The sequence below is a fragment of the Bacillus sp. CH_48 genome (assembly GCF_038008465.1).
In the GTDB taxonomy this organism is placed as follows: domain Bacteria; phylum Bacillota; class Bacilli; order Bacillales; family Bacillaceae_G; genus Bacillus_A; species Bacillus_A thuringiensis_S.
This window is the reverse complement of the sequence record NZ_JBBOZF010000001.1, coordinates 5,598,780-5,620,531: the sequence shown is the minus strand read 5'-3', so window position 1 is coordinate 5,620,531 and position 21,752 is coordinate 5,598,780. Positions and strand designations below refer to the sequence as shown.

The window sequence follows — 21,752 nt, the reverse complement described above, 5'->3', positions numbered from 1 at the left end:
TCAATTAATATTTGATTGGAACCTAATGCTAATTTTTTATGTTTAACAGTATACATATATCACTGTTTTTTAGTCATAATTGATAAACCTTGTTCAGAGGACGCTATTCCTGCTGGGCTACGGAATCTTCAAAAGGGAAAGTATAAGCGATTATGCTAGTAATGTATGAAGGGATAATGATAAGAAGAAAATTCAGTGAAAAGTAGTTTTTGAATGTAGCCGTTATATTATTTCCGGTATTTATCTAAAGGATTTTCATCGCTTAAATCAACAATTAAAGGGCATAAAAATAACAGTGGTAAAGCGGCGTTAGCTTGATGAAAAGTATCATTAGACATATATTGTCTTCCAAAACAATACGGACAATCTTTTTCAAATGTTATGAGAAGCGACCATACGTCTTTTACTTTCCACTTCGTTTTACAATACGTACAACGCGCCATTGAGTTCCTCCTCATTTTAAGGTGTTTTCTAATATATTCTACTTTATTGTACGAAAGTCATTTGAATTTGATGTGGCAAATTTCTGCGTTCTCTTTAATAAGTGGACTAGTTAAATCTCTACTATTCCAAACAAGAGCAACGTTTGCTTTTTGTTTTAAAATTCGTTGGCATTTGATTTTGAAAGCCTCTTTATCAAACCAATGAAATGCTTGGGTAACAGTTACTAAATCTACACTATTTTCTTTTAAAGTGGTATTTTCAGCAGTTGCTTTTATGGATTGAAAACGAGAATATAGTTTTGACGATTGCTCAGTCATCTTCCTCATATCATCATTTGGCTCAACTCCAATAACATGTAAACCACTTTCAAGCAGCTGGCGGCTAAATATCCCCGTACCCGTACCTGAACCAATATCAGCTACAATCGGATTTCCTTTCAGTTGGTTAGCTGAAAGTAAGTAATCAATATATTCATTAGGATAACTAGGACGATATTGTGCATATATATCGGCCCTGTCAGTAAAATTTTCTGTTGTTTTCACAGTACTACCTTCTTTCTTACAATATTATGTACAGAAATAGAAATTAAATATGAATTTCGGCATCAGTCTCTAAGTCTACCACTTAAGAGTCCAGCTAAATAGAAAGCCTCAGTTTCTGTATTCAAATATCCTTTATCCGTTTAGTATACTATTTTAGATAATATCTTCCAAAACACTAGAATGGCTTACTCAATTATGTTTTAAACTGTATGTTTTTATGAATTTATTTAATAATTTATGAGCAATTGTATGCCGTATTACGTTTACGTAGGTAAGAGATTTTCATTTTTACTATTTAAATTGGCCAATATATCCTTTTTACAATTTACTGAAAATCATGTATAACAGAGATACAAGATTATTTTATAAATATTCAGGAGTAGAGGGAGAAAAGTTGTAATGGTAAGAAAAACGTTCAAGATGCGCGTGTCTAGAAATAGAACGATTTCGATTAATGGATCGATTCTTGATGTGGATGTTACACATGATGAATTTTTACAAGAGTTTGTTGAGTGGGTTGATTCTAAAGGTTGGTCGTTTATGGGGATAACGGATGAGATTACGCCCGAGGAAGCTAGTCAAAAGTTAATAGATTCGTTGATTGATGAGAAGGATAAGAAAGAGTAATTCCTTCTTATTTTTATTGTATATTTATGTTCTTTATCGTAAAAATATGATATAGTAAAAAATAGTGAAAATTCTTCCAGTTTAATACAAATTACATATGATTGGTAGATATATTATTTTGTTAAGGGATTAAATGGAAAAGGGAGAGTCATATGGTAAATTTTAAGAAAATTTTGGTTTTTATTACAGTTATTTGTTTGTTTTTGTTGACACCTATGACATTGCGTGCTGAGACGAATATTGGAGTAAATCCAGAACAAGTTGCACCACCACCTGCGGAAGGACCAAATGTTTTTAGTCAGTTTGCAACGACAATTGATGCGAAAACAGGAGATGTTTTGTATGACAAAAACGCATATCACCGCGCATATCCTGCTAGTACGACGAAAGTGTTAACAGCGATTCTACTCATGGAGCATACAAAGCCAGAGGATCAATTTACATTTTCACAATTAGCATTAGATCAAGAGAAGAGTAATTATCAAATTGAGTTTCAACCTGGAGAGACAATTAATAGAAATACTGCGCTTATGATTTTAATGGTGCTGAGTGCGAATGATGTGTCGTATGCGATTGCGGAGCGGATTGGCGGGAGTGTTGAAAATTTCGCCAATATGATGAATGAGAAAGCGAAGCAATTAGGAGCGAGAGATAGTCACTTTGTAACACCGAATGGATTGCATAATCCGAATCATTATACGACGCCATATGATATGGCTATGATTACGAAAGGTGTGCAAAATTATCCTGAAATTTTACAAGCGATGAATACGAAAAGAACGACAGTTACGACGTCTAGGCAGACGGTGTCTATTTTTAATAAATCTAATTTTTTTGAAAATCCATATAGCATTGGCGGTAAGACAGGGTTTACGAATGAAGCGCGTAATACACTTGTTTTATTAAATGAGAAAGATGGAAATCGTATTATAAATGTAGTAATGGCTTCTCAAAGACCTGAAATTTATGAAGATTTGAAGCAGATGGCGGACTATTCTTTTGGTCAATTTGTGAAGCAAACTGTACTAGATAAACATAGTTGGCATCAAAAAACAACATATTTAAATAAAGATATTAATAGTGAACTTGAAAAAAGTGCAGAACTTATGCTTAAGAAAGATGAAGGGAAAAATGTGAAAACTATTTTCCGGGCAGCTTCATTAGATAAAGAATCTTTGTATCATAAAGGAATTCATCGTGGTGAGGTAGTTGGTGCAGTTGATATTACGAAAAATAATCAAACAATTGCGACGGTAAATGTTCTTTCAACAGAAGATGTCACTTTTGCGATGCCTAAAAAAGATACAATTGTATCAGAAGAAAAAGAGTCAAATGTGAAAGTAATAAGTGTTGGGGTAGGCGCACTTGTACTATTTGGAGCCATTTTATATGTAGTGCTACGCCGAAATACAAAAGGAATGAAAACAGAAGAAAAATAACGTATTAGTAAAAAGGCTGTGGAGATTTTATCACAGTCTTTTTCTATGCTAAAAATACTTTTAACTAATAATTGTAAATTTTCTTATTGCAATAACCTAAAGTTCGTTATATCATTTACTTGTGTTCTTGTTAAAGAACGCAATGAACATTGCATACTTCAAATAATATAAAACAACGGAGAGGGAGAGAGTCGATGAAATTAATTTGGAAGGTAATTAGCAACGCGATCTCATTTGTTTTATTTGCATTGATGGTGTTTTTAGCTTTTGTAGTTATTTCTTCAAAAGCGAGCGGTGGTGATCCCACAGTGATGGGATATCAATTTAAGAGCGTTCTTTCAGGATCAATGGAGCCAACGTTTTTAACAGGATCAATCATTGCAATAGAACCAAACAAAGATGGTTCTAAATATCAAAAAGGTGATGTTATTACCTTTAAAGAGAAAGATCAAAAAATTATCACTCACCGTATTATCGGTGTAAAAGATACAAATGGAAAAGTAGTGTATGAAACAAAAGGGGATAACAACAACGGACCAGATTTAGAGCCAGTACTTGCAGAAAATGTAGTTGGAAAGTATGCAGATATTACAGTTCCGTATGTTGGGTATTTACTGAATTATGCGAATTCAAAAGCGGGAGCAGCATTACTTCTTATTATTCCAGGAGTCTTTTTACTTGGTTATTCCGCGATTTCTATTTTTGGTGCTATTCGTAGTATTGACGGAGAAAAGAAAGATAAAAAAGTAGAACAATCCGTCTAGTTCGTTTGGTTATACTTTCCGTTTAGGAAGTTAACAAATATATATTAAGGGGATATGGACATGACTTTAAAGAAAAAATTAGGAATGGGTATTACATCAGCAGTACTAGGAGCAGCGTTAGTTGGTGGAGGAACATTTGCGTTTTTCAGTGATAAAGAAGTGTCAAACAATACATTTGCGGCTGGGACACTGGATTTAGCATTAAATCCATCAACAGTTGTTAACGTATCGAATTTAAAACCTGGGGATACAATTGAAAAAGAATTTAAACTAGAAAATAAAGGCTCTTTAGATATTAAAAAGGTTCTACTGAAAACAGATTATAATGTAGAAGATGTAAAGAAAGATAATAAAGATGATTTTGGTAAACATATTAAAGTAACATTCTTAAAAAATGTAGATAAGCATGAGACAATTGTGAAACAAACTACTTTAGATAAATTAAAAGGTGACACACTTACAGCTGTAGATAATGATTTATCGGCTTGGTTCTGGGATGAAAAAGGTATTTCAGCAGGTAAATCTGATAAATTCAAAGTGAAATTTGAGTTCGTTGATAATGGAAAAGATCAAAATCAATTCCAAGGCGATAAGTTACAATTAAATTGGACGTTTGATGCACAACAAACAGCAGGTGAAGAAAGATAATAACAAAAAGGGCTATCACATGGATAGCCCTTTTTCTATTTTTCTAGTATTTGTCTATCAATTTTAATAGTTCTTTACTATAATATAGATAATGTTCTGTATAAAGAACGTAATGTTCGATGGGGGAGATTAAGATGCTGAAAAGACCGCGGAATTTTAAAAAGATGCTTATATTGCCGTGTATGTGTTCTATTACGTTTTATTTAGGATCTCAAATTATGACGTATACAGAAGCGGCGTTCATTCATGAAACGAAAGTGGAAGCGACGCTTTCTACAGCAATTATATTTCCGAAAACAGTTAATACGTTAAAAGAGCAATCTGAGAAACATAAACAGTTTATTGAGCGTGAGTATGGAACGATGAAGGGGAAATCGAAAGCAACTTCTATTGAAGAAATAAAACAGGCGATTTCTGTATGGCAACAAGGGCGTGAGAAAATTGTTGCTGAGAAGGAAGCTCTGCAAAATGTATATACTGAAATAGAGGCTCCTTACAATCAAATACAAGAAGAATTAAAGGTAAATAAAGATGAGTCGATGCAGCAAGTGTCCGTATATGTAAATGAAGGCTTTCGCAGTATCAAAGAGAAACATGACTATATTGAGAAAGAAATTAGCTTGAAAGCTATTGATGAGCAAATTCAGGCTCTTCAGCAACAATTAAACGTTGCAATTGAAGCGGAAGGACAAAAGAAAGCAGAAGAACAAAAGAAAGTAGAAGAACAGAAGAAAGCGGAAGAACAGAAGAAAGCGGAAGAACAAAAGAAAGCAGAAGAACAAAAGAAAGTAGAAGAACAGAAGAAAGCAGAAGAACAGAAGAAAGTAGAGGAACAGAAGAAAATAGAAGAGCAAAAGAAAGTAGAAGAGCAAAAGAAAGTAGAAGAGCAAAAGAAAGCAGAAGAACAGAAAAAAGCGGAGTAACTGCTGTAGTGAAACGGCTGGAAAACAAGAATGTGGTGCAAGAGATAATGAACGAATAAGCAAAACTAGTAATATTTATATGAGTGTGAGGGAACGTTAGCCCTCACCTCTTTGTTTTTCTTTTTTCTTATAGTATTAAATGCATTTGAGTGTGAAAAAAGTTATAAATCATCATTCTTTTTTTCTGAAAAATCTAAATAATATTGAGAAATAAAAATAACTGAAAATATTAATAAATATGTGTTGTGTTTATATAGGGTTGTTCGTTATAATGAACATAAGGTTTTTAAAAAAGAACACATATTAGCTAAGCTAATATAGTTTTCTTTACATCTCTTATTGAAAAATAAGTGATAAAAATATAAAAAAAAGCTAGGGGGAATTGATTGTGAGTCTGAAAAAGAAATTAGGTATGGGAGTTGCATCAGCAGCATTGGGGTTAGCTTTAATTGGTGGAGGAACATTTGCATTCTTTAGCGATAAAGAAGTATCAAACAATACATTTGCAGCTGGGACGTTAGACCTTACATTAAACCCTAAGACGCTTGTAGATATTAAAGATTTAAAACCAGGGGATTCTGTTAAGAAAGAGTTCTTATTACAAAACAGCGGTTCGTTAACTATTAAAGACGTTAAATTAGCAACAAAGTATACTGTTAAAGATGCAAAAGGTGATAATGCTGGTGAAGACTTTGGTAAGCACGTTAAAGTAAAATTCCTTTGGAACTGGGATAAACAAAGTGAGCCTGTATACGAAACAACTTTAGCAGACTTACAAAAAGTTGATCCAGATCTTTTAGCTAAAGACATCTTTGCTCCTGAGTGGGGAGAAAAGGGTGGATTAGCAGCTGGTACAGAGGATTATCTATGGGTACAATTTGAATTTGTAGATGATGGAAAAGACCAAAATATCTTCCAAGGTGATACATTGAATTTAGAATGGACATTCAATGCTAACCAAGAAGCTGGGGAAGAAAAATAATAAAAAAGCGGGTATTCCCGCTTTTTTTTATAAAGAAAAAGAAGTGCTGGTTGTAAGCACTTCTTTCTATTATTATTTTTGATTTTGCTTCCACTTTGTAAATTCAAGAAATTCACGAAATTGTTCTTTGGAGACACCAGAGTTCATTGCATCTTTAACGAGTTGTGTCCATTCGGAGTCTAGGTTAGTTGCCTTTGTTGTTTCATCATGAAGTAAAGTATCAACTGGAATTTGTAGAACTGCTGCGATTTTTTCAAGAAACTGAATGGAAGGGTTTTTTTGTAAATTTCGTTCTATAGAACTAATGTAAGATTTAGCAACGCCAGCTTTTTCGGCAAGTTCAGTTAATGAAATACCTTTTTGTAAACGAAGGCGTTTTATACGTTCTCCAATCATATTTGCGCACCTTTCTATCAATATGTAGTTGTCTTATGATGTCATTATTATAACATAAACTTCGTTAAAAAGAACAAACCTATTGAGCCTGACTGGATGGCTTCATACGTTGGAAAAATTGCTCGATGTCTTGCATGGCGATACCAGCATCTAGAGCTTCAAGTATTAAATCAATCCATTCTTGATCCAGTGCGTCTGTCTTATCTTTGTACAAATGTAATTCCTCCCTAATTATCGGTCATAATTGCTGCTACAGAATACATGATAATGCAATCGGACTTTGTGTTTTATATAGTGAATTATCAAATACTTTGTAGATGAAACAAAGATAAAATCCCCATTAAACTCCCTCTATGGAAATTATAAATTGTTCGATAAAAACTTTCAATATTTTCAGAAAACATTGTTGAATTGTGATATATCCGTATGCTAACTATGAAATTTTTACAAATATATTAAAAACATTACATAATATGACTAAATATTGAAAAAATATTGAATTTTTAATAAAATTTAATTTGTAATACATATTATTTATTAGGGGAGGAAATAAGGGATGAACAAGAAACCGTTCAAAGTTTTGTCATCAATCGCTTTGACAGCTGTATTAGGCCTTTCATTCGGAGCTGGCACTCAATCGGCATATGCTGAAACACCTGTGAATAAAACAGCTACGAGCCCAGTGGATGATCATTTAATTCCAGAAGAGCGTTTAGCAGATGCACTGAAAAAACGTGGGGTAATTGATTCTTCAGCTTCAGAGAAAGAAACAAAGAAAGCTGTTGAAAAGTATGTAGAGGACAAAAAGGGTGAAAATCCTGGGAAAGAAGCAACAAATGGGGATCAACTTACGAAAGAAGCATCTGACTTTTTAAAGAAAGTGAAAGATGCGAAAGCAGATACGAAAGAAAAACTAAATCAGCCAGCAACAGGGACACCTGCAGCGACAGGACCAGTTAAAGGCGGACTAAATGGTAAAGTACCAACTTCTCCAGCAAAACAAAAAGCATATAACGGCGATGTTCGTAAAGATAAGGTACTTGTTTTACTTGTAGAGTACGCTGATTTTAAACATAACAACATCGATAAAGAACCTGGTTATATGTATTCGGAAGACTTTAACAAAGAACACTATGAAAAAATGTTATTCGGTGATGAGCCATTCGCGTTAGAGGATGGAAGCAAAATCGAAACATTTAAACAATATTACGAAGAGCAATCCGGTGGTAGTTACACAGTGGACGGAACAGTTACAAAATGGTTAACAGTTCCTGGTAAAGCTGCTGATTATGGTGCAGATGCTGCTACAGGTCATGATAATAAAGGACCAAAAGGACCACGTGATCTAGTAAAAGATGCATTAAAAGCAGCTGTAGATAGCGGTCTTGATTTATCACAGTTTGATCAGTTCGATCAATACGATGTAAATGGTGATGGAAATCAAAATCAACCAGACGGTTTAATCGATCACTTAATGATTATTCATGCGGGTGTTGGACAAGAAGCTGGCGGTGGTAAATTAGGTGATGATGCAATTTGGTCACATCGCTGGACAGTTGGACCAAAACCATTCGCAATTGAAGGCACACAAGCGAAAGTTCCGTATTGGGGCGGAAAGATGGCAGCATTCGACTACACAATTGAACCAGAAGATGGCGCAGTTGGTGTATTCGCGCATGAATATGGCCATGATTTAGGTTTACCAGATGAGTATGATACAGACTATACGGGTCATGGTGAGCCAATTCAAGCTTGGTCTGTTATGAGTGGCGGCAGCTGGGCTGGTAAAATCGCTGGAACAACACCAACGAGTTTCTCACCACAAAATAAAGAGTTTTTCCAAAAAACAATTGGTGGTAACTGGGCAAATATCGTAGAAGTAGATTACGAGAAATTAAATAAAGGTATCGGTCTAGCAACATATTTAGACCAAAGTGTTACGAAATCTAACCGTCCAGGTATGATTCGTGTTAACTTACCAGATAAAGATGTAAAAACAATTGCACCAGCATTTGGTAAGCAGTATTACTACAGCACAAAAGGTGATAATCTTCATACAACGTTAGAAACACCACTGTTCGATTTAACGAATGCAACGAATGCGAAATTTGATTTCAAATCGTTATATGAAATCGAAGCAGAGTATGATTTCCTTGAAGTACATGCTGTAACAGAAGATGGTCAAAAAACGTTAATTGAAAGACTTGGCGAGAAAGCAAATAGTGGAAATGCAGATTCGACAAATGGAAAATGGATTGACAAATCATATGATTTAAGTCAATTCAAAGGTAAAAAAGTAAAATTAACGTTTGAGTACATTACGGATGGTGGTTTAGCATTAAATGGTTTCCTACTTGATAATGCGTCATTAACAGTAGATGGTAAAGTTACATTCTCAGATGATGCTGAAGGTACACCACAATTAAAATTAGATGGTTTCGTTGTATCTAGCGGAACAGAGAAGAAAAAACATAACTACTACGTAGAGTGGAGAAACCATACTGGATCAGATAGCGCATTGAAATTTGCTCGCGGTCCAGAATATAACTCAGGTATGGTTGTATGGTATGCAGACTCAGCTTACGCAGATAACTGGGTTGGTTTACATCCAGGACATGGTTTCCTTGGTGTAGTTGATTCTCATCCAGAAGCAATTGTAGGAACTTTAAATGGTAAACCAACAATTGATAGTAGTACACGATTCCAAATCGCTGATGCGGCATTCTCATTCGATAAAACGCCAGCTTGGAAAGTTGTATCTCCAACGCGTGGAACGTATACGTATGATGGCTTAGCGGGTGTAGCGAAGTTTGATGATTCGAAAACGTATATTAATCAACAGATTCCAGATGCAGGACGTATTTTACCGAAGCTTGGTCTGAAGTTTGAAGTAGTAGGACAAGCTGATGATAATTCTGCAGGTGCTGTTCGTTTATATCGTTAATACTGTGAAACTACCGAGAGATTTTCTTTCGGTAGTTTTTTTGTGAGCAATGAATTTTATATAGTTGAAAAAGTCATATATAATGTAACTTTAAGAATAGAAATTTATTATATATGAAGTCTATATAAATAATGAAAGAACTGGATAAAAATAGTGGGAGAAGGTGAGTGAATGAGTATTTCCTCTATTGTAAGTAGGCAAAAGGAATATTTTTTAAAAGGGCATACGAGAAGCATCGAAATGAGAAAGAATAATTTGAAGAGGCTTTATGAAGGCATTCAGCGTTTTGAAGAAGAAATATTTCAGGCATTGAAATTAGATTTAAATAAGTCAGTTCACGAGTCGTTTACAACGGAAGTTGGATATGTATTAAAAGAAATTTCTTTTCAATTGAAACATATGTCATCGTGGAGTAAACCAAAGCGAGTTCGAACAGCACTGACTCATTTTGGATCAAAAGGAAAAGTAGTGCCAGAACCGTATGGTGTTACGCTTATTATTGCACCGTGGAACTATCCGTTCCAATTAGCAATTGCACCACTTGTAGGAGCACTGGCAGCTGGAAATACAATCGTTTTAAAGCCGTCAGAGTTAACGCCAAGCGTTTCAAAAGTGCTTAAGAGAATGTTAGGTGAGTTATTCCCAGAAGAGCTTGTAGCGGTAGTAGAAGGTGGCGTTGAAGAGAGTACATCTTTGCTGAGGGAACCGATTGATTATATTTTCTTTACTGGTAGTGTTGGCGTTGGAAAAGTTGTAATGGAAGCAGCAGCGAAACAGTTGACGCCGCTTACGTTAGAACTTGGCGGGAAAAGTCCTTGTATTGTACATAAAGATGCAAAGATAGAGATGACAGCAAGAAGAATTGTTTGGGGTAAGTTTTTAAATGCAGGGCAGACGTGTGTAGCGCCTGATTATATGTACGTGCATTCTTCCGTGAAAGAAAAGCTAATTGAGGCAATGCGACATGAAATTACAGAGCAGTATAGTAAAGAACCTTTGCAAAATGAAAATTACGTGCGTATTGTAAGTGAGCGTCATTTTGAACGATTATGTCGATTTTTACAAGATGGTCAAGTCGTAATTGGTGGAAACTATAAGAAAGATACATTACATATTGAGCCGACAGTACTAGCGGATACTACATGGCAAGATGCTGTTATGGAAGATGAAATTTTTGGCCCGATTTTACCAATCATAGAGTACGACAATATAGAAGATGTAATTGGCACAATTCAGCAACATCCGAAGCCGTTAGCGTTATATGTATTTTCTGAAGATAAAGAAGTACAAAAGAAAGTGACGAGTAATATTTCATATGGTGGAGGCTGTATTAATGATGTTGTCTATCATCTTGCCACGCCATATTTACCTTTTGGGGGTGTTGGAAGTAGTGGATTAGGGGGTTATCATGGGAAAGAAAGTTTTCGGACTTTTTCACATTATAAAAGCATTTTAGCCCAATCTACAGCATTCGACATGAAAATTCGTTACTCTTCTACAAAAAGTGCTTTAAAATTCATACGAAAGTTGTTAAAATGATGATGGTGTTTATCAGTAGGCGCAGCCGTATGATAATAGCCCCTTCGCAATGGAAGGGGTTTTTCTGTTCGACGTTATGTATCATGCGAAAATGAATCAAACATACTACATAAAGAATAGAAACGAACGCTTGCTAAATAACCATTTTTGTTTGGATCGAAACAAAAAATAGTCTATAGAACATAAATATTTATTCATGAATATAAAAATTTAAAATTTAAGGTAGATAGGACGGGAAAATGAAAAAGATTATTAAAGTTGAAGCAGTTGAAAAACATTTTGGAAATCAAGTGATTATCCCACCTCTTTCTTTAGATATTAAAGAGGGAGAGTTTTTAACAATTTTAGGGCCGAGTGGCTGCGGGAAAACGACTTTACTTCGTATGATCGCAGGATTTGAAACTCCAACTAAAGGGAATCTTTTATTAGATGATGAAAGAATTAACGATTTACCGCCATATAAGCGTCATATGAACCTAGTGTTCCAACATTACGCACTATTCCCACATATGACAGTGGAGAAGAATATTTGTTTTGGTATGAAAATGCAGAAAGTATCAGCAGCAGAGCAGAAAGAGCGTGCTGAAGAGGCAATGCGTTTAACGCAGTTACTTGAGTTCCGTAATCGTAAACCTGCGAAGCTTTCTGGTGGACAACAGCAGCGTGTTGCAATTGCAAGAGCAATTGTAAATAATCCGCGTGTATTACTATTAGATGAGCCACTTGGAGCGCTTGACTTTAAGTTACGAAAAGACTTGCAACGTGAATTGAAAAACTTACAACGTAATTTAGGAATTACGTTCATATACGTAACGCACGATCAAGAAGAAGCAATGAGCATGAGCGATCGTATCGTGGTTATGAATAAAGGACATATCGAACAAATCGGAACGCCGAAAGAAATTTATAATAAGCCGAAAACGTTGTTCGTTGCGACATTCATCGGTGAAAATAATATTGTGAAAAACGGGGAAGGCTATGTAGCAATTCGCCCTGAAAATGTAAAAGTACGTTCGGTTGAAGAACCAATTTTAAAAGAATACCATCTTGGACATATTGAAGATATAGAGTTTGTCGGAAATATGGAGAAGCTTTATGTACGTGATGAGAAAACATCAGAATTACTAATGGCATATCAAACTGCTGAAGAGGCAGCGCAGTGGAGCATTGGAGATAATGTATATGTAGGCTGGGAGCAAGAGGACGAGGTGACCTTAAATTGAAAAAAGGGAAATTACTCGCACTACCTACAGTCGCGTGGTTATTAATTTTCTTCCTAATCCCGCTCGTATTCGTATTAGGATTCGCCTTCATGCAGCGCGGAGCTTACGGGACAGTAGAAATGCAATTTACGCTGGAGAATATATCCCGTGTGTTTGATCCATTGTACTTAGGGACATTATGGGAAACTGTTAAAATCGCAGTTATTACTACAGTAATATGTTTATTAATTGGTTATCCATTTGCGTATACAATTACAATTGTTGACCGCAAATATCGTTCTATTCTTTTATTATTGGCAACGATCCCGTTTTGGATTAACTTTCTTGTTCGTTCATACGCATGGATTGTTATTTTACGTTCACAAGGCCTTGTGAATACGTTGTTATTAAAGCTTGGTATTATTAGTGAACCGTTAAATTTATTATATAATACCCCTTCTGTAATACTCGGAATGGTCTATTCTTTATTACCATTTATGATCTTACCAGTGTATGCAGCAATTGAGCAGCTAGATAAGCGTAAGCTAGAAGCGGCTTATGATTTAGGAGCAACACCAATAAAGGCATTTTGGAATATAACAGTGCCGATGACAATGTCAGGAATTGCGACTGGTTCTATTTTAGTATTCGTTTCTTCTATCGGAATGTTTGTTGTATCAGACGTGATGGGCGGATCGAAAGTAGCATTAATCGGAAACGTTATTCAAAACCAATTCTTAGGTGCACGTGACTGGCCGTTTGGATCTGCGTTATCGATTATCGTTGTTCTATTCTCTGTTCTGTTAATTTACTTATATTATCGTGCAACGAAAGTATATAAATATAATGAGAACGGAGGGGAATAGGCAAAGATGAAGAAGTTTTTAGTTTCTTATTCTTGGTTAATTTTGTTATTCTTGTATTTTCCAATGATGGTTTTAATGGTCTATTCTTTCAACGACTCTCGCATTAATGCGGAGTGGGAAGGTTTTACATTCCATTGGTATACAGATTTATTTCAAAAACAAGATGTTATTGATGCATTTGTAAATAGTATTACGATTGCAGTTATAACAACGATTGTGACAACGGTACTTGGCGTATTCTTTGCGATTGCTTTACATCGTTATAAATATCGTTTCGAAGGGGCTATTAATGGCCTTGTATATTTACCAATTTTAATTCCTGATATTTTAATGGGATTATCTTTACTAATTCTTTTCAGTCAGTTAGGAATGGAACTTGGACAAACAACGATTATTATTGCACATATTACATTTAGTATTTCGTTTGTTGTTGTTATTTTAGCTGCGCGTCTTTCAAGTATGGGACGTGACTTAGAAGAAGCTGCAAATGATTTAGGAGCAACGCCTTGGCAAACGTTTCGTTATGTAACGTTCCCAGCAATTGCACCGGGAGTTATTTCGGCAGCATTATTAACATTCACATTATCAATTGATGATTTTGTAATTAGTTTCTTCGTATCAGGACCAGGATCAACAACATTGCCATTATACATTTACAGTATGGTTAAGCGCGGAGTATCACCAGAAATTAATGCTCTTTCTACAATTTTAATTGTTGCTATCGTAGGATTAATGGTTCTATCTGAAATCTTTCGTAACAAAGGTGCAGATGGTGAAGAAAACTCTGGAGGACACCTTCCTTTATAATACGAATGATATAGAAAGTACGAGGGGGTAATAAACCGATGAAATTAATGAAAAGAATAGCTGGCGCAGCAATTAGCTTTAGCCTTGTTGCTGGTGTACTTGCTGGTTGTGGTGAAAAAAAAGAAGAATTAAATATTTATAGCTGGGCTGACAATTTTGATGAGCAAGTGCTAAGAGATTTTGAAAAGAAATATAATGTGAAAATTAACTATGATAAGTACGCAAGTAACGAAGAAATGCTTGCGAAATTACAAGCTGGTGGCGCAAAGTATGATTTAATTCAGCCATCTGATTACATGGTTAAAACAATGGCGAAAATGGATTTATTAGCGCCGTTAGATAAAAAGAATATCCCAAATATCGAAAACATGGTTTCTAATTTCAAAACACCGGCGTTTGATCCAGAGAATAAATATTCTTTAGTGTACACTTGGGGTGTAACAGGGATTGCATACAATAAAAAGTATGTGAAAGAAGCACCTACAAGCTGGGCTGACTTATGGAATGAGAAATATAAAGGACATGTAACGTTACTAAACGATTCTCGTGAAGTATTAGGAATGGGTCTTAAGAAGCACGGTTTCTCAAACAGTACGAAAGAAGATGCAGAGTTAAAGACAGCAGCAGATGATTTAAAGAAGCTGCTTCCAAACTTATTAGCATTTGATACAGACAACATTAAACAAAAATTCATTACAGAAGATGCTTGGATCGGAACAGTTTGGTCTGGAGATGCAGCATTTATCGCAAAAGATAATAAAGATGTAGAATACGTTGTACCAAAAGAAGGCGGCACAATTTGGGCTGATACGTTAGCAATTCCAAAAGGTGCAAAACATAAAGAGCTTGCTGAGAAATTTATGAACTACTTACTAGATGAAAAAGTAAGTGTGAAAAACTACGAGTCAATTGGTTACAGTAATCCAAATGAAAAAGCTCATCCTCTTCATAGTAAAGAATACCGTGATAATCACATGATTTTCTTAACGAAAGAAGAGTTAGATCGTACAGAATGGCTTGTTGATGTAGATGATAAGTTAAAAGACTATGATCGTTACTGGACAGAGCTAAAAACAAAAGGTAAATAAGTAAGGAAATGCGGTTTCTAAAGTAGAAATCGCATTTTTTCATAGTAGGAGGAAATCGTTTGAAGAAGAAGTTACATCAATATGAGATAATGTGTATTGCTTTATTATTTGCTGTATTTGGTATTGTTGCTTGGCGCGTACATGCAGGTGGCGTTACCGTGATGGATACATATGTCCGTGGATTAGTAAAAGGGCTACAAACGGAGAGTTCCCTTACATTTTTCTCGTACTTTACAAAATTGGGATCAGCAATTGGGATAGTCGCTACGCTCGTTATAAGTTTGCTTGTTTTTTGGAAGAAGCGTTATTATGCTACGATGATTGTGTATCCACTGGGAATTTTAATAACACATCTTGTGAATAAAGGGATAAAAGAGATTGTACAGAGAGAACGTCCGTCATTAAATGAAGCGCTAGATGCACTTGGATATAGTTTTCCTAGTGGACATGCAATGCTATCAATTATGACATTTGGATTTCTTGCTTATATCATTGCTGCTAATTTGAAAAGCATAGCTGGGAAATGTGTCACAACGATTTTGATGGGCACAGTAATTCTATCGATTGGATTAAGTAGAGTCATTTTAAATGTACATTACCCAACTGATATTTTAGCTGGTTACTGCGTAGGTGGTATTTTGTTAGTTATCGCTATTTACTATCATCGTTTACTTACTGAGAGATTGGGGTTTAATAAAGAGAGATAGAAAAAACGCCTGGAAAAACTATCATTATAGTGTTCCTAGGCGTTTTTTGTTTGTATAAAGATATGATACAGTATAAGTGACAATTGAATTATTTAAAGTAGGTGAAAATGTGTGAAGACAAATGTTCATAAAGTTGATAAGTGGGGCAAGTTAGGAGCTTTTTTGTATCAATTTCGTTATACAGTAATTGTAGCGTTACTGTTGCTCGCAATCGCACTTGGGATTTTTGCTCCAAAGCTACCGGGAGTATTAGGTGGTGACGGTTTCCAAACGGAAGGCGACTATCAAAAAACAAAAGAAATTTTAGATAAAGATTTTAAGAGGTCTCAAGATACGCTTCTGCTCGTTTTTGAGAAAAATAAAGATGCTTCGCATGAGGAATTTAAAAAACGAATAGATGAAATTGTAAAGAATGTTCAAGAGAAAGAGAACTATGAATCTTTCCATCACCCAATCCAAAATAAAGAAATGCTACAAGGTGATATCGGTTATGCGACAATTTTATTTTCCGGGAAAACAAATAAAGAAAGAATGGAAAAGACATTACAATTTGCTGATGAGATTGAGAAAGAAAGTAATGTAGCATTAAAAGTAACACCTACAGGATTTCCGAAAATTAATCAAGAGATTAATGAAAGAACGCAAAATGATTTAAAAGTAGCAGAAATGATTGGATTACCAATTGCGTTTCTTGTATTACTATTTTCGTTTGGTAGCCTTTTGGCATCAATTTTACCGATTTTGAATGGGGCGCTTAGTGTTATTAGCACGATGGGTATATTGTATTTTATCGGTGTGGATAAAGAACTTTCTATTTTCGTGTTAAACGTTGCACCGATGATTGGACTTGCACTATCTATTGATTTTGCGCTATTATTTGTGAACCGTTTTCGAGAGGAAGTTGCTAAACGAACGGTAAAAGAAGCGATAGCAATTACATATCAGACGGCAGGACGTGCAATTGTATTTTCAGGATTATGCGTATTTGTTGGGTTGTCAGGTTTGTTTTTCTTTAAGATAGATTATATTCAATCTGTCGCGATTAGCGGAATGATTGTTGTGATTATGAGTATTTTATTCTCACTCACACTTCTTCCAGCGCTATTATCGTTAATAGGTAAAAGAATATTAAAAAAGAATCAAGTAGCACATACGCCGGCAAAAGCATGGCGTAAATTTGCACAATTTGTAATGAAACATCCAATCGCAATGATTATTGTTGTTACAACATTTATTGTTATTTGCTTATTGCCGTTACGTACAGCTAATTTGCAGTTCCCTGGTGTTGAAGCTTTACCTGAAAAGAGTGATACAAGGATTGCATATGAAAAGTATGAAGAAGCATTTAATGAAACTGTCAAAACACACGCTGATGTTATGTTAGTTGTAGAGACGAAAGAAGATATGAAAGAAAAAGAAAGTCTACAAAAGATAGAAGAATTCGTTCAAAAGTTAAAAGATGATAAGAAAGTACATGAAGTAAGAAGTTTATACGACGGGTTAACTGGAATGAAAGCAGATCAAGTTGTTGGAATATTGCAGTCGCCAGAGTCAGCGAAACTAACTCCTGTATTTGAAGCATACACGAAAGGGAATAAGACGACGATAGAAGTCTTTTTGAAAACAAAACCACGTACAGAGACTGCAAAACAGTGGGTGCGTGACTTTAAAAAGAACTATAAAGAAACGGATGTTACGTATTATCTAGGCGGAATGACGACGTTTCAACAAGAATTAGAAGATGAAATTAAAGATAAAGTTGTAATTGGTATGTCTGTTATATTTGGATCGACCTTTGTTATATTATTATTTGCATTCCGATCTATACTCATTCCAATTAAGGCAATTATTATGAATATACTTAGTTTAAGTGCAACTATTGGAATTGTTGTTTGGTTATTTGAAGGTGGTCATTTCGGTTTAGAAGCGAGTCCGGTTCTGTTTGTCTTACCAATCTTCATTTTTGGCCTCGTATTTGGGCTTAGTATGGATTATGAAGTATTTCTTATTTCACGCATTTATGAGCTCTATGAAGAAACAGGAGATAACGATCAAGCAACGTTAGAAGGGCTCGTTTCAACAAGTAGAATCATTACATCAGCTGCTTTAATAATGATTGTTGTAACGGGTGCATTCGCATTTACTGATATTTTACCAGTAAAGCAGATGGGGCTTGGCGTCGCATTAGCAATATTTCTTGATGCAACAATTATTCGTCTTATGCTCGTACCAAGCTTAATGAAGTTATTTGGAGACTGGAACTGGTGGTTGCCATTTCGAAAAAAACGAGAAAAGTCATCATAAAAAAATGCTCATCATATTGATGAGCATTTTTTTATGAATAGCAAGACCTACATTTTGCAAATAGTATGTGATAAGAACATTACATACAAGTAGGTGAAGGCAATGTTTCGTTATTTTAAGTTTAAGTTAAATGATACAGTACAGTTTGCAGAAAACGATGGGCATATGTATCGCATTGTCGGTTATCGGTTAGAAAAGGGATTTTATCCAAAAGATGAATGGACTCATATCATTTATGAACTACTTAGAGAATTTGACGGGTATACGATGGATGCAGAGGAGGAAGAACTTGTAAAGGTCGTTCAAGTAGAGGATGAGTATTACAAAATACAAGAAGTATCAGGTTATCGTTATCCAGTAAAAATGAAACAAAAACAACAAGTGATGAAAATAGAAAGGATGGACGATTTATTAGATGCTTACAATGATTATAAAAGGTTGGCAGATTTCTTTAAAGATTTATCGTATGAACAAAAAGCTGAAGAAGTATTGTTAGAAATGAAAAGGCTTAGAGCTTGAGGGGCAGTCTATTATAAGACTGTCCTCTATTTTTGACGGTGCATCAAAGTGTGTTTTCCGTTACAATGAGAGAATCAATAGAAATAAGGTGATAAACAGTATGGAAACAAAGAAAAAGGGCGAATGGTGTGAAATTACCATTCCAGCTAAATGGAATGGTATAAGTATTGAATCGGTATTAAAAGTAGAATGGGAAATACCGAAAAAGCTATTACATCAGCTTCGTATGGAAAAAGGTGTTACGGTTAACGGGGAACAAAGAAGATGGAATGAGCTTTTAAAAGAGAACGATAAGTTACAAGTTCATATGTTTGCGGAGGAAGAGTACGGTGTAGATCCAGAATATGGTGAATTACATGTAGTATACGAAGATGATCACGTACTCATCGTAAATAAACCAGAGCAAATGGACACACATCCTGCTGAAAAAGGTGGAAACAGGACGCTTGCAAATCTTGTTGCTTTTCATTTTCAAATGCAAGGTTTAGAGACGAAGGTTCGTCATATTCATCGTTTAGATAAAGATACGACAGGTGGTGTCGTGTTTGCTAAGCATAGAATTGCTGGTGCAATTATGGATCGTTTATTAATGGAACGAAAAATTAAAAGAACGTACGCAGCGCTCGTTGAAGGGAAAGTAAAGAAGAAACAAGGAACGATTGATGCTGCTATCGGAAGGGATCGCCATCATGCTACAAGGCGTCGTATTTCTCCAAAAGGTGACCAAGCTATCACATATTATAAAGTAGAAAAGTATTTTAAGAAGCAAAACACGACTTTCGTAACGTTACAATTAGAAACGGGTAGAACGCATCAAATTCGTGTTCATATGAGTCATAATGGTAATCCACTAGTTGGGGATGTATTATATGGTGGGCAAACAAAATATATGTCCAGTCAAGCATTACATGCGATGAAGATAAATTTCTTGCATCCAATTACGAAAGAAGCGATTGAAGTTGATGTGCCGTTTCCTACAAAATTAAATAATAAAATAAAAGAATTTCAAAAAGAAAATGCGTAAAGTATAAGTTTTAATTTGAAAAAAGTAGATTTTTGCAGGGATTTCTCTAAAAGAAGCGAAGCCGTTAAGAGAAAAGAGAGGTGAGAATTACTTGATCAAATATAAGTATGTACTTGGGATATTTTTCGCTTGTCTTTTAGTTACTCTATGTCTTTACCCCTATTTACCAAATCGTATGGCAGTACATTGGAACGTAAATGGTGAGCCAAACGAGTTTATGAGTAAACAAGTTGTTGTAGCATTTATTCCTTGTTTTATTATTTTTTCATATGGATTTTTGTATATTATTTCACATAATATATTTAAGTTTAATGAAAGAGAGCATTGTATTATAGGCGGATTTATAAAGAAAATTACATTATTTATGTTGTTTATTCATATGCTTATTCTCTTGATTAATTTTGGAGATTTTATATTCTTTCAAACAGGATTAACGATTGGGATTAGTATGTTTCTTTTTATGCTGAGTAAAGAATTTAAGAAAATAAAAGGCAAAGAAAAAGATCCAATTAAATTACAAAAAATTCGTTTAGTAAGTAGACGGATTTTTCAAGTGATGGCATGTGGCATATTGTTTTCATTGTTTTTGAACTTAGAGTGGGGATTTTATATATTGCTTAGTGTAATAAGCTGTGGATCTATGTTGTTTATGTTCTATATTTTCTATTCATACATAATAGAAAGCTATGAAACTTGAAAAAGAGTCTTCTCATTATGAGAAGACTCTTTTAATCTATTTACTTTGTAATAAATTGTTGTGTCCAGTAGTTGCCGCTTTCTACATAACCAACACCGATGTGAGTGAAGCCGTTATTTAAGATGTTTGCACGGTGTCCAGCGCTGTTCATCCAAGCTTGTACTACTTCTTCAGGTGTACGTTGGCCTTGAGCGATGTTTTCACCTGCAGATGTATAAGAAATACCAAATTTCTTCATCATGTCAAACGGAGACCCGTATGTAGGGCTGTTATGATCAAAGTAGTTGTTTTTTTGCATGTCTTCAGACTTAATACGTGCTACTTTGCTTAATTCAGTATCGATTTTTAGTGCTGGTAAGCCTTGCTTTGTACGCTCAGCGTTTGTTAATTCAACAACACGTTGTTCGAACTCGCTTAAAGATTTTGCTTCTTCAGCAGGCTTTTGCTCAGCAGGTTTTTGTTCAGCAGGTTTTTGAGTATTGTTGTTTTCAGCAGGCTTTTGAGCTTCTGGTTTTTGAACTTCTTCAGCAGGCTTTTGCTCAGCAGGCTTTTGAGTTTCTGGCTTAGCTGTTGGTTGCTCAGTTACAACATTTTCAGTAGGTTGTTGACCAGGAATAATGCAATTTGGTTGGAAGTTTCCTTGTTGCCATTGCGCTAATGACTCAACGCCCATAGATTGTAAGAATGCTTGTAATTCTTGTTGGTTCATTTGTTTCATCATTACTTTTGAATGCTGAATATTTTGAACCTTAATGTTAGATGGTTGTACTGTTGCAGCTTGTGCATCTAGAGAAGATACTCCTAAAGTAAGAGCTGTTGCAGCAGCTACAGATAATAAAACACGCTTTTTCATGATGTGTGTCCCCCTATATAAAGTTTTAATTTGTTTTCACACGATTTGTTTTTGACAGCCTGTCTGACTGACAAATTCATCGTAGCATACAATTTGCGAGAAAAAAGATGGAAAAAAATTCATAGACTTTAAAATTACCTAATTTATCCTAAGAGAAGAAGTGAGCAAAAATAAGAGAAATATAGAGTATAAAAGGAATTTATAGTGTTTTTATACTTGATTTTAAGAGGGGTTTTTGGATAAATTTACCTAAAGAGAAAATAAAGAATCCTATTGTATCAATGGTTTGAGCGATTTTTTGAGGAATATAATGGATTGATTTTTACAAAACTGTAATGTTTCTGTTGTTCTTTTTTATAATAAAGTAACATATTTTTAATGTTGTAGCAGACAAAAAAGCGGCTATCTCTTTACATAGACGAAGGAGATAGCCGTTT

General features: G+C 34.9%; 21 protein-coding genes and 1 pseudogene. 17 read left to right on the top strand and 5 right to left on the bottom strand.

Features of this window, described 5'->3' with window-relative positions:
* Window positions 1-227 precede the first annotated feature (227 nt).
* The gene (locus N2V92_RS28440) at window positions 228-443 is read right to left on the bottom strand and encodes a hypothetical protein (RefSeq protein ID WP_000090226.1); all 216 of its coding nucleotides are present in this window, start codon (window positions 441-443) and stop codon (window positions 228-230) included.
* A 75-nt stretch (window positions 444-518) separates the two neighbouring features.
* Window positions 519-986: pseudogene (locus tag N2V92_RS28435) on the bottom strand (class I SAM-dependent methyltransferase); the annotation flags it as partial.
* A gap of 399 nt (window positions 987-1,385) precedes the next feature.
* Here N2V92_RS28435 and N2V92_RS28430 point away from each other — a divergent pair.
* From N2V92_RS28430 to calY, 6 genes are all read left to right on the top strand, one after another.
* Window positions 1,386-1,613 carry a hypothetical protein gene (locus N2V92_RS28430; protein ID WP_000251862.1) on the top strand — a complete coding sequence of 76 codons (228 nt, stop codon included), beginning with the start codon at window positions 1,386-1,388 and terminating at the stop codon, window positions 1,611-1,613.
* Window positions 1,614-1,765: 152 nt separating this feature from the next.
* Window positions 1,766-3,052, top strand: coding sequence for a D-alanyl-D-alanine carboxypeptidase family protein (locus tag N2V92_RS28425; protein WP_000247025.1), 1,287 nt, complete (start codon window positions 1,766-1,768; stop codon window positions 3,050-3,052).
* 194 nt (window positions 3,053-3,246) lie between these two features.
* A complete protein-coding gene (sipW, locus tag N2V92_RS28420; protein WP_000767804.1) occupies window positions 3,247-3,816 on the top strand; it encodes a signal peptidase I SipW in 570 nt (189 codons plus the stop codon).
* Between the two features lie 60 nt (window positions 3,817-3,876).
* A complete protein-coding gene (locus N2V92_RS28415; protein WP_000172852.1) occupies window positions 3,877-4,464 on the top strand; it encodes a CalY family protein in 588 nt (195 codons plus the stop codon).
* A gap of 134 nt (window positions 4,465-4,598) precedes the next feature.
* A complete protein-coding gene (locus N2V92_RS28410; protein ID WP_016077956.1) occupies window positions 4,599-5,387 on the top strand; it encodes a DUF4047 domain-containing protein in 789 nt (262 codons plus the stop codon).
* Between the two features lie 388 nt (window positions 5,388-5,775).
* The gene (gene calY / locus N2V92_RS28405; RefSeq protein ID WP_000053713.1) at window positions 5,776-6,369 is read left to right on the top strand and encodes a biofilm matrix protein CalY; all 594 of its coding nucleotides are present in this window, start codon (window positions 5,776-5,778) and stop codon (window positions 6,367-6,369) included.
* 72 nt (window positions 6,370-6,441) lie between these two features.
* Here calY and N2V92_RS28400 read toward each other — a convergent pair whose 3' ends face one another.
* Both N2V92_RS28400 and N2V92_RS28395 read right to left on the bottom strand, forming a co-directional pair.
* Window positions 6,442-6,765 (bottom strand): helix-turn-helix domain-containing protein, encoded by a 324-nt coding sequence (locus tag N2V92_RS28400; protein WP_000578875.1) that lies wholly within the window; start codon window positions 6,763-6,765, stop codon window positions 6,442-6,444.
* Window positions 6,766-6,844: 79 nt separating this feature from the next.
* Entirely contained in the window at window positions 6,845-6,979 is a 135-nt protein-coding gene (locus N2V92_RS28395; protein WP_000276219.1) for an anti-repressor SinI family protein, read from the bottom strand.
* A 342-nt stretch (window positions 6,980-7,321) separates the two neighbouring features.
* Here N2V92_RS28395 and inhA1 point away from each other — a divergent pair, with 342 nt between their 5' ends.
* The 11 genes from inhA1 (at window position 7,322) to N2V92_RS28340 (ending at window position 20,462) form a co-directional block, all read left to right on the top strand.
* Window positions 7,322-9,709: a M6 family metalloprotease immune inhibitor InhA1 gene (gene inhA1, locus N2V92_RS28390; protein WP_001035950.1), complete on the top strand. Its 2,388-nt coding sequence runs from the start codon at window positions 7,322-7,324 to the stop codon at window positions 9,707-9,709.
* A 171-nt stretch (window positions 9,710-9,880) separates the two neighbouring features.
* On the top strand, window positions 9,881-11,248 hold the full coding sequence (locus tag N2V92_RS28385) for an aldehyde dehydrogenase (RefSeq protein ID WP_000028385.1): 1,368 nt from the start codon (window positions 9,881-9,883) through the stop codon (window positions 11,246-11,248).
* Window positions 11,249-11,487: 239 nt separating this feature from the next.
* The gene (gene potA, locus N2V92_RS28380) at window positions 11,488-12,471 is read left to right on the top strand and encodes a spermidine/putrescine ABC transporter ATP-binding protein PotA (RefSeq protein WP_000720333.1); all 984 of its coding nucleotides are present in this window, start codon (window positions 11,488-11,490) and stop codon (window positions 12,469-12,471) included.
* Complete coding sequence (gene potB, locus N2V92_RS28375; protein ID WP_000715500.1) at window positions 12,468-13,316, top strand: spermidine/putrescine ABC transporter permease PotB; 849 nt, start codon at window positions 12,468-12,470, stop codon at window positions 13,314-13,316. The genes potA and potB overlap by 4 nt, the downstream gene beginning before the upstream one ends.
* 6 nt (window positions 13,317-13,322) lie before the next feature.
* Window positions 13,323-14,123 (top strand): spermidine/putrescine ABC transporter permease PotC, encoded by an 801-nt coding sequence (potC, locus tag N2V92_RS28370; protein ID WP_000714192.1) that lies wholly within the window; start codon window positions 13,323-13,325, stop codon window positions 14,121-14,123.
* Window positions 14,124-14,161: 38 nt separating this feature from the next.
* Window positions 14,162-15,211, top strand: a complete 1,050-nt coding sequence (gene potD, locus N2V92_RS28365) for a spermidine/putrescine ABC transporter substrate-binding protein PotD (protein ID WP_000772489.1) — start codon at window positions 14,162-14,164, stop codon at window positions 15,209-15,211.
* A gap of 59 nt (window positions 15,212-15,270) precedes the next feature.
* Window positions 15,271-15,918, top strand: coding sequence for a phosphatase PAP2 family protein (locus N2V92_RS28360; protein ID WP_000727779.1), 648 nt, complete (start codon window positions 15,271-15,273; stop codon window positions 15,916-15,918).
* 111 nt (window positions 15,919-16,029) lie between these two features.
* Window positions 16,030-18,222, top strand: coding sequence for an MMPL family transporter (locus tag N2V92_RS28355; RefSeq protein WP_000856413.1), 2,193 nt, complete (start codon window positions 16,030-16,032; stop codon window positions 18,220-18,222).
* A gap of 102 nt (window positions 18,223-18,324) precedes the next feature.
* A complete protein-coding gene (locus tag N2V92_RS28350; protein ID WP_000490302.1) occupies window positions 18,325-18,741 on the top strand; it encodes a hypothetical protein in 417 nt (138 codons plus the stop codon).
* A 100-nt stretch (window positions 18,742-18,841) separates the two neighbouring features.
* Complete coding sequence (locus tag N2V92_RS28345) at window positions 18,842-19,765, top strand: RluA family pseudouridine synthase (protein ID WP_000448328.1); 924 nt, start codon at window positions 18,842-18,844, stop codon at window positions 19,763-19,765.
* A gap of 91 nt (window positions 19,766-19,856) precedes the next feature.
* Entirely contained in the window at window positions 19,857-20,462 is a 606-nt protein-coding gene (locus N2V92_RS28340; RefSeq protein WP_000599007.1) for a DUF1648 domain-containing protein, read from the top strand.
* 40 nt (window positions 20,463-20,502) lie between these two features.
* Here the strand turns inward: N2V92_RS28340 and N2V92_RS28335 are convergent, their stop codons facing one another.
* Entirely contained in the window at window positions 20,503-21,315 is an 813-nt protein-coding gene (locus tag N2V92_RS28335) for a CAP domain-containing protein (protein ID WP_000747571.1), read from the bottom strand.
* Window positions 21,316-21,752 lie beyond the last annotated feature (437 nt).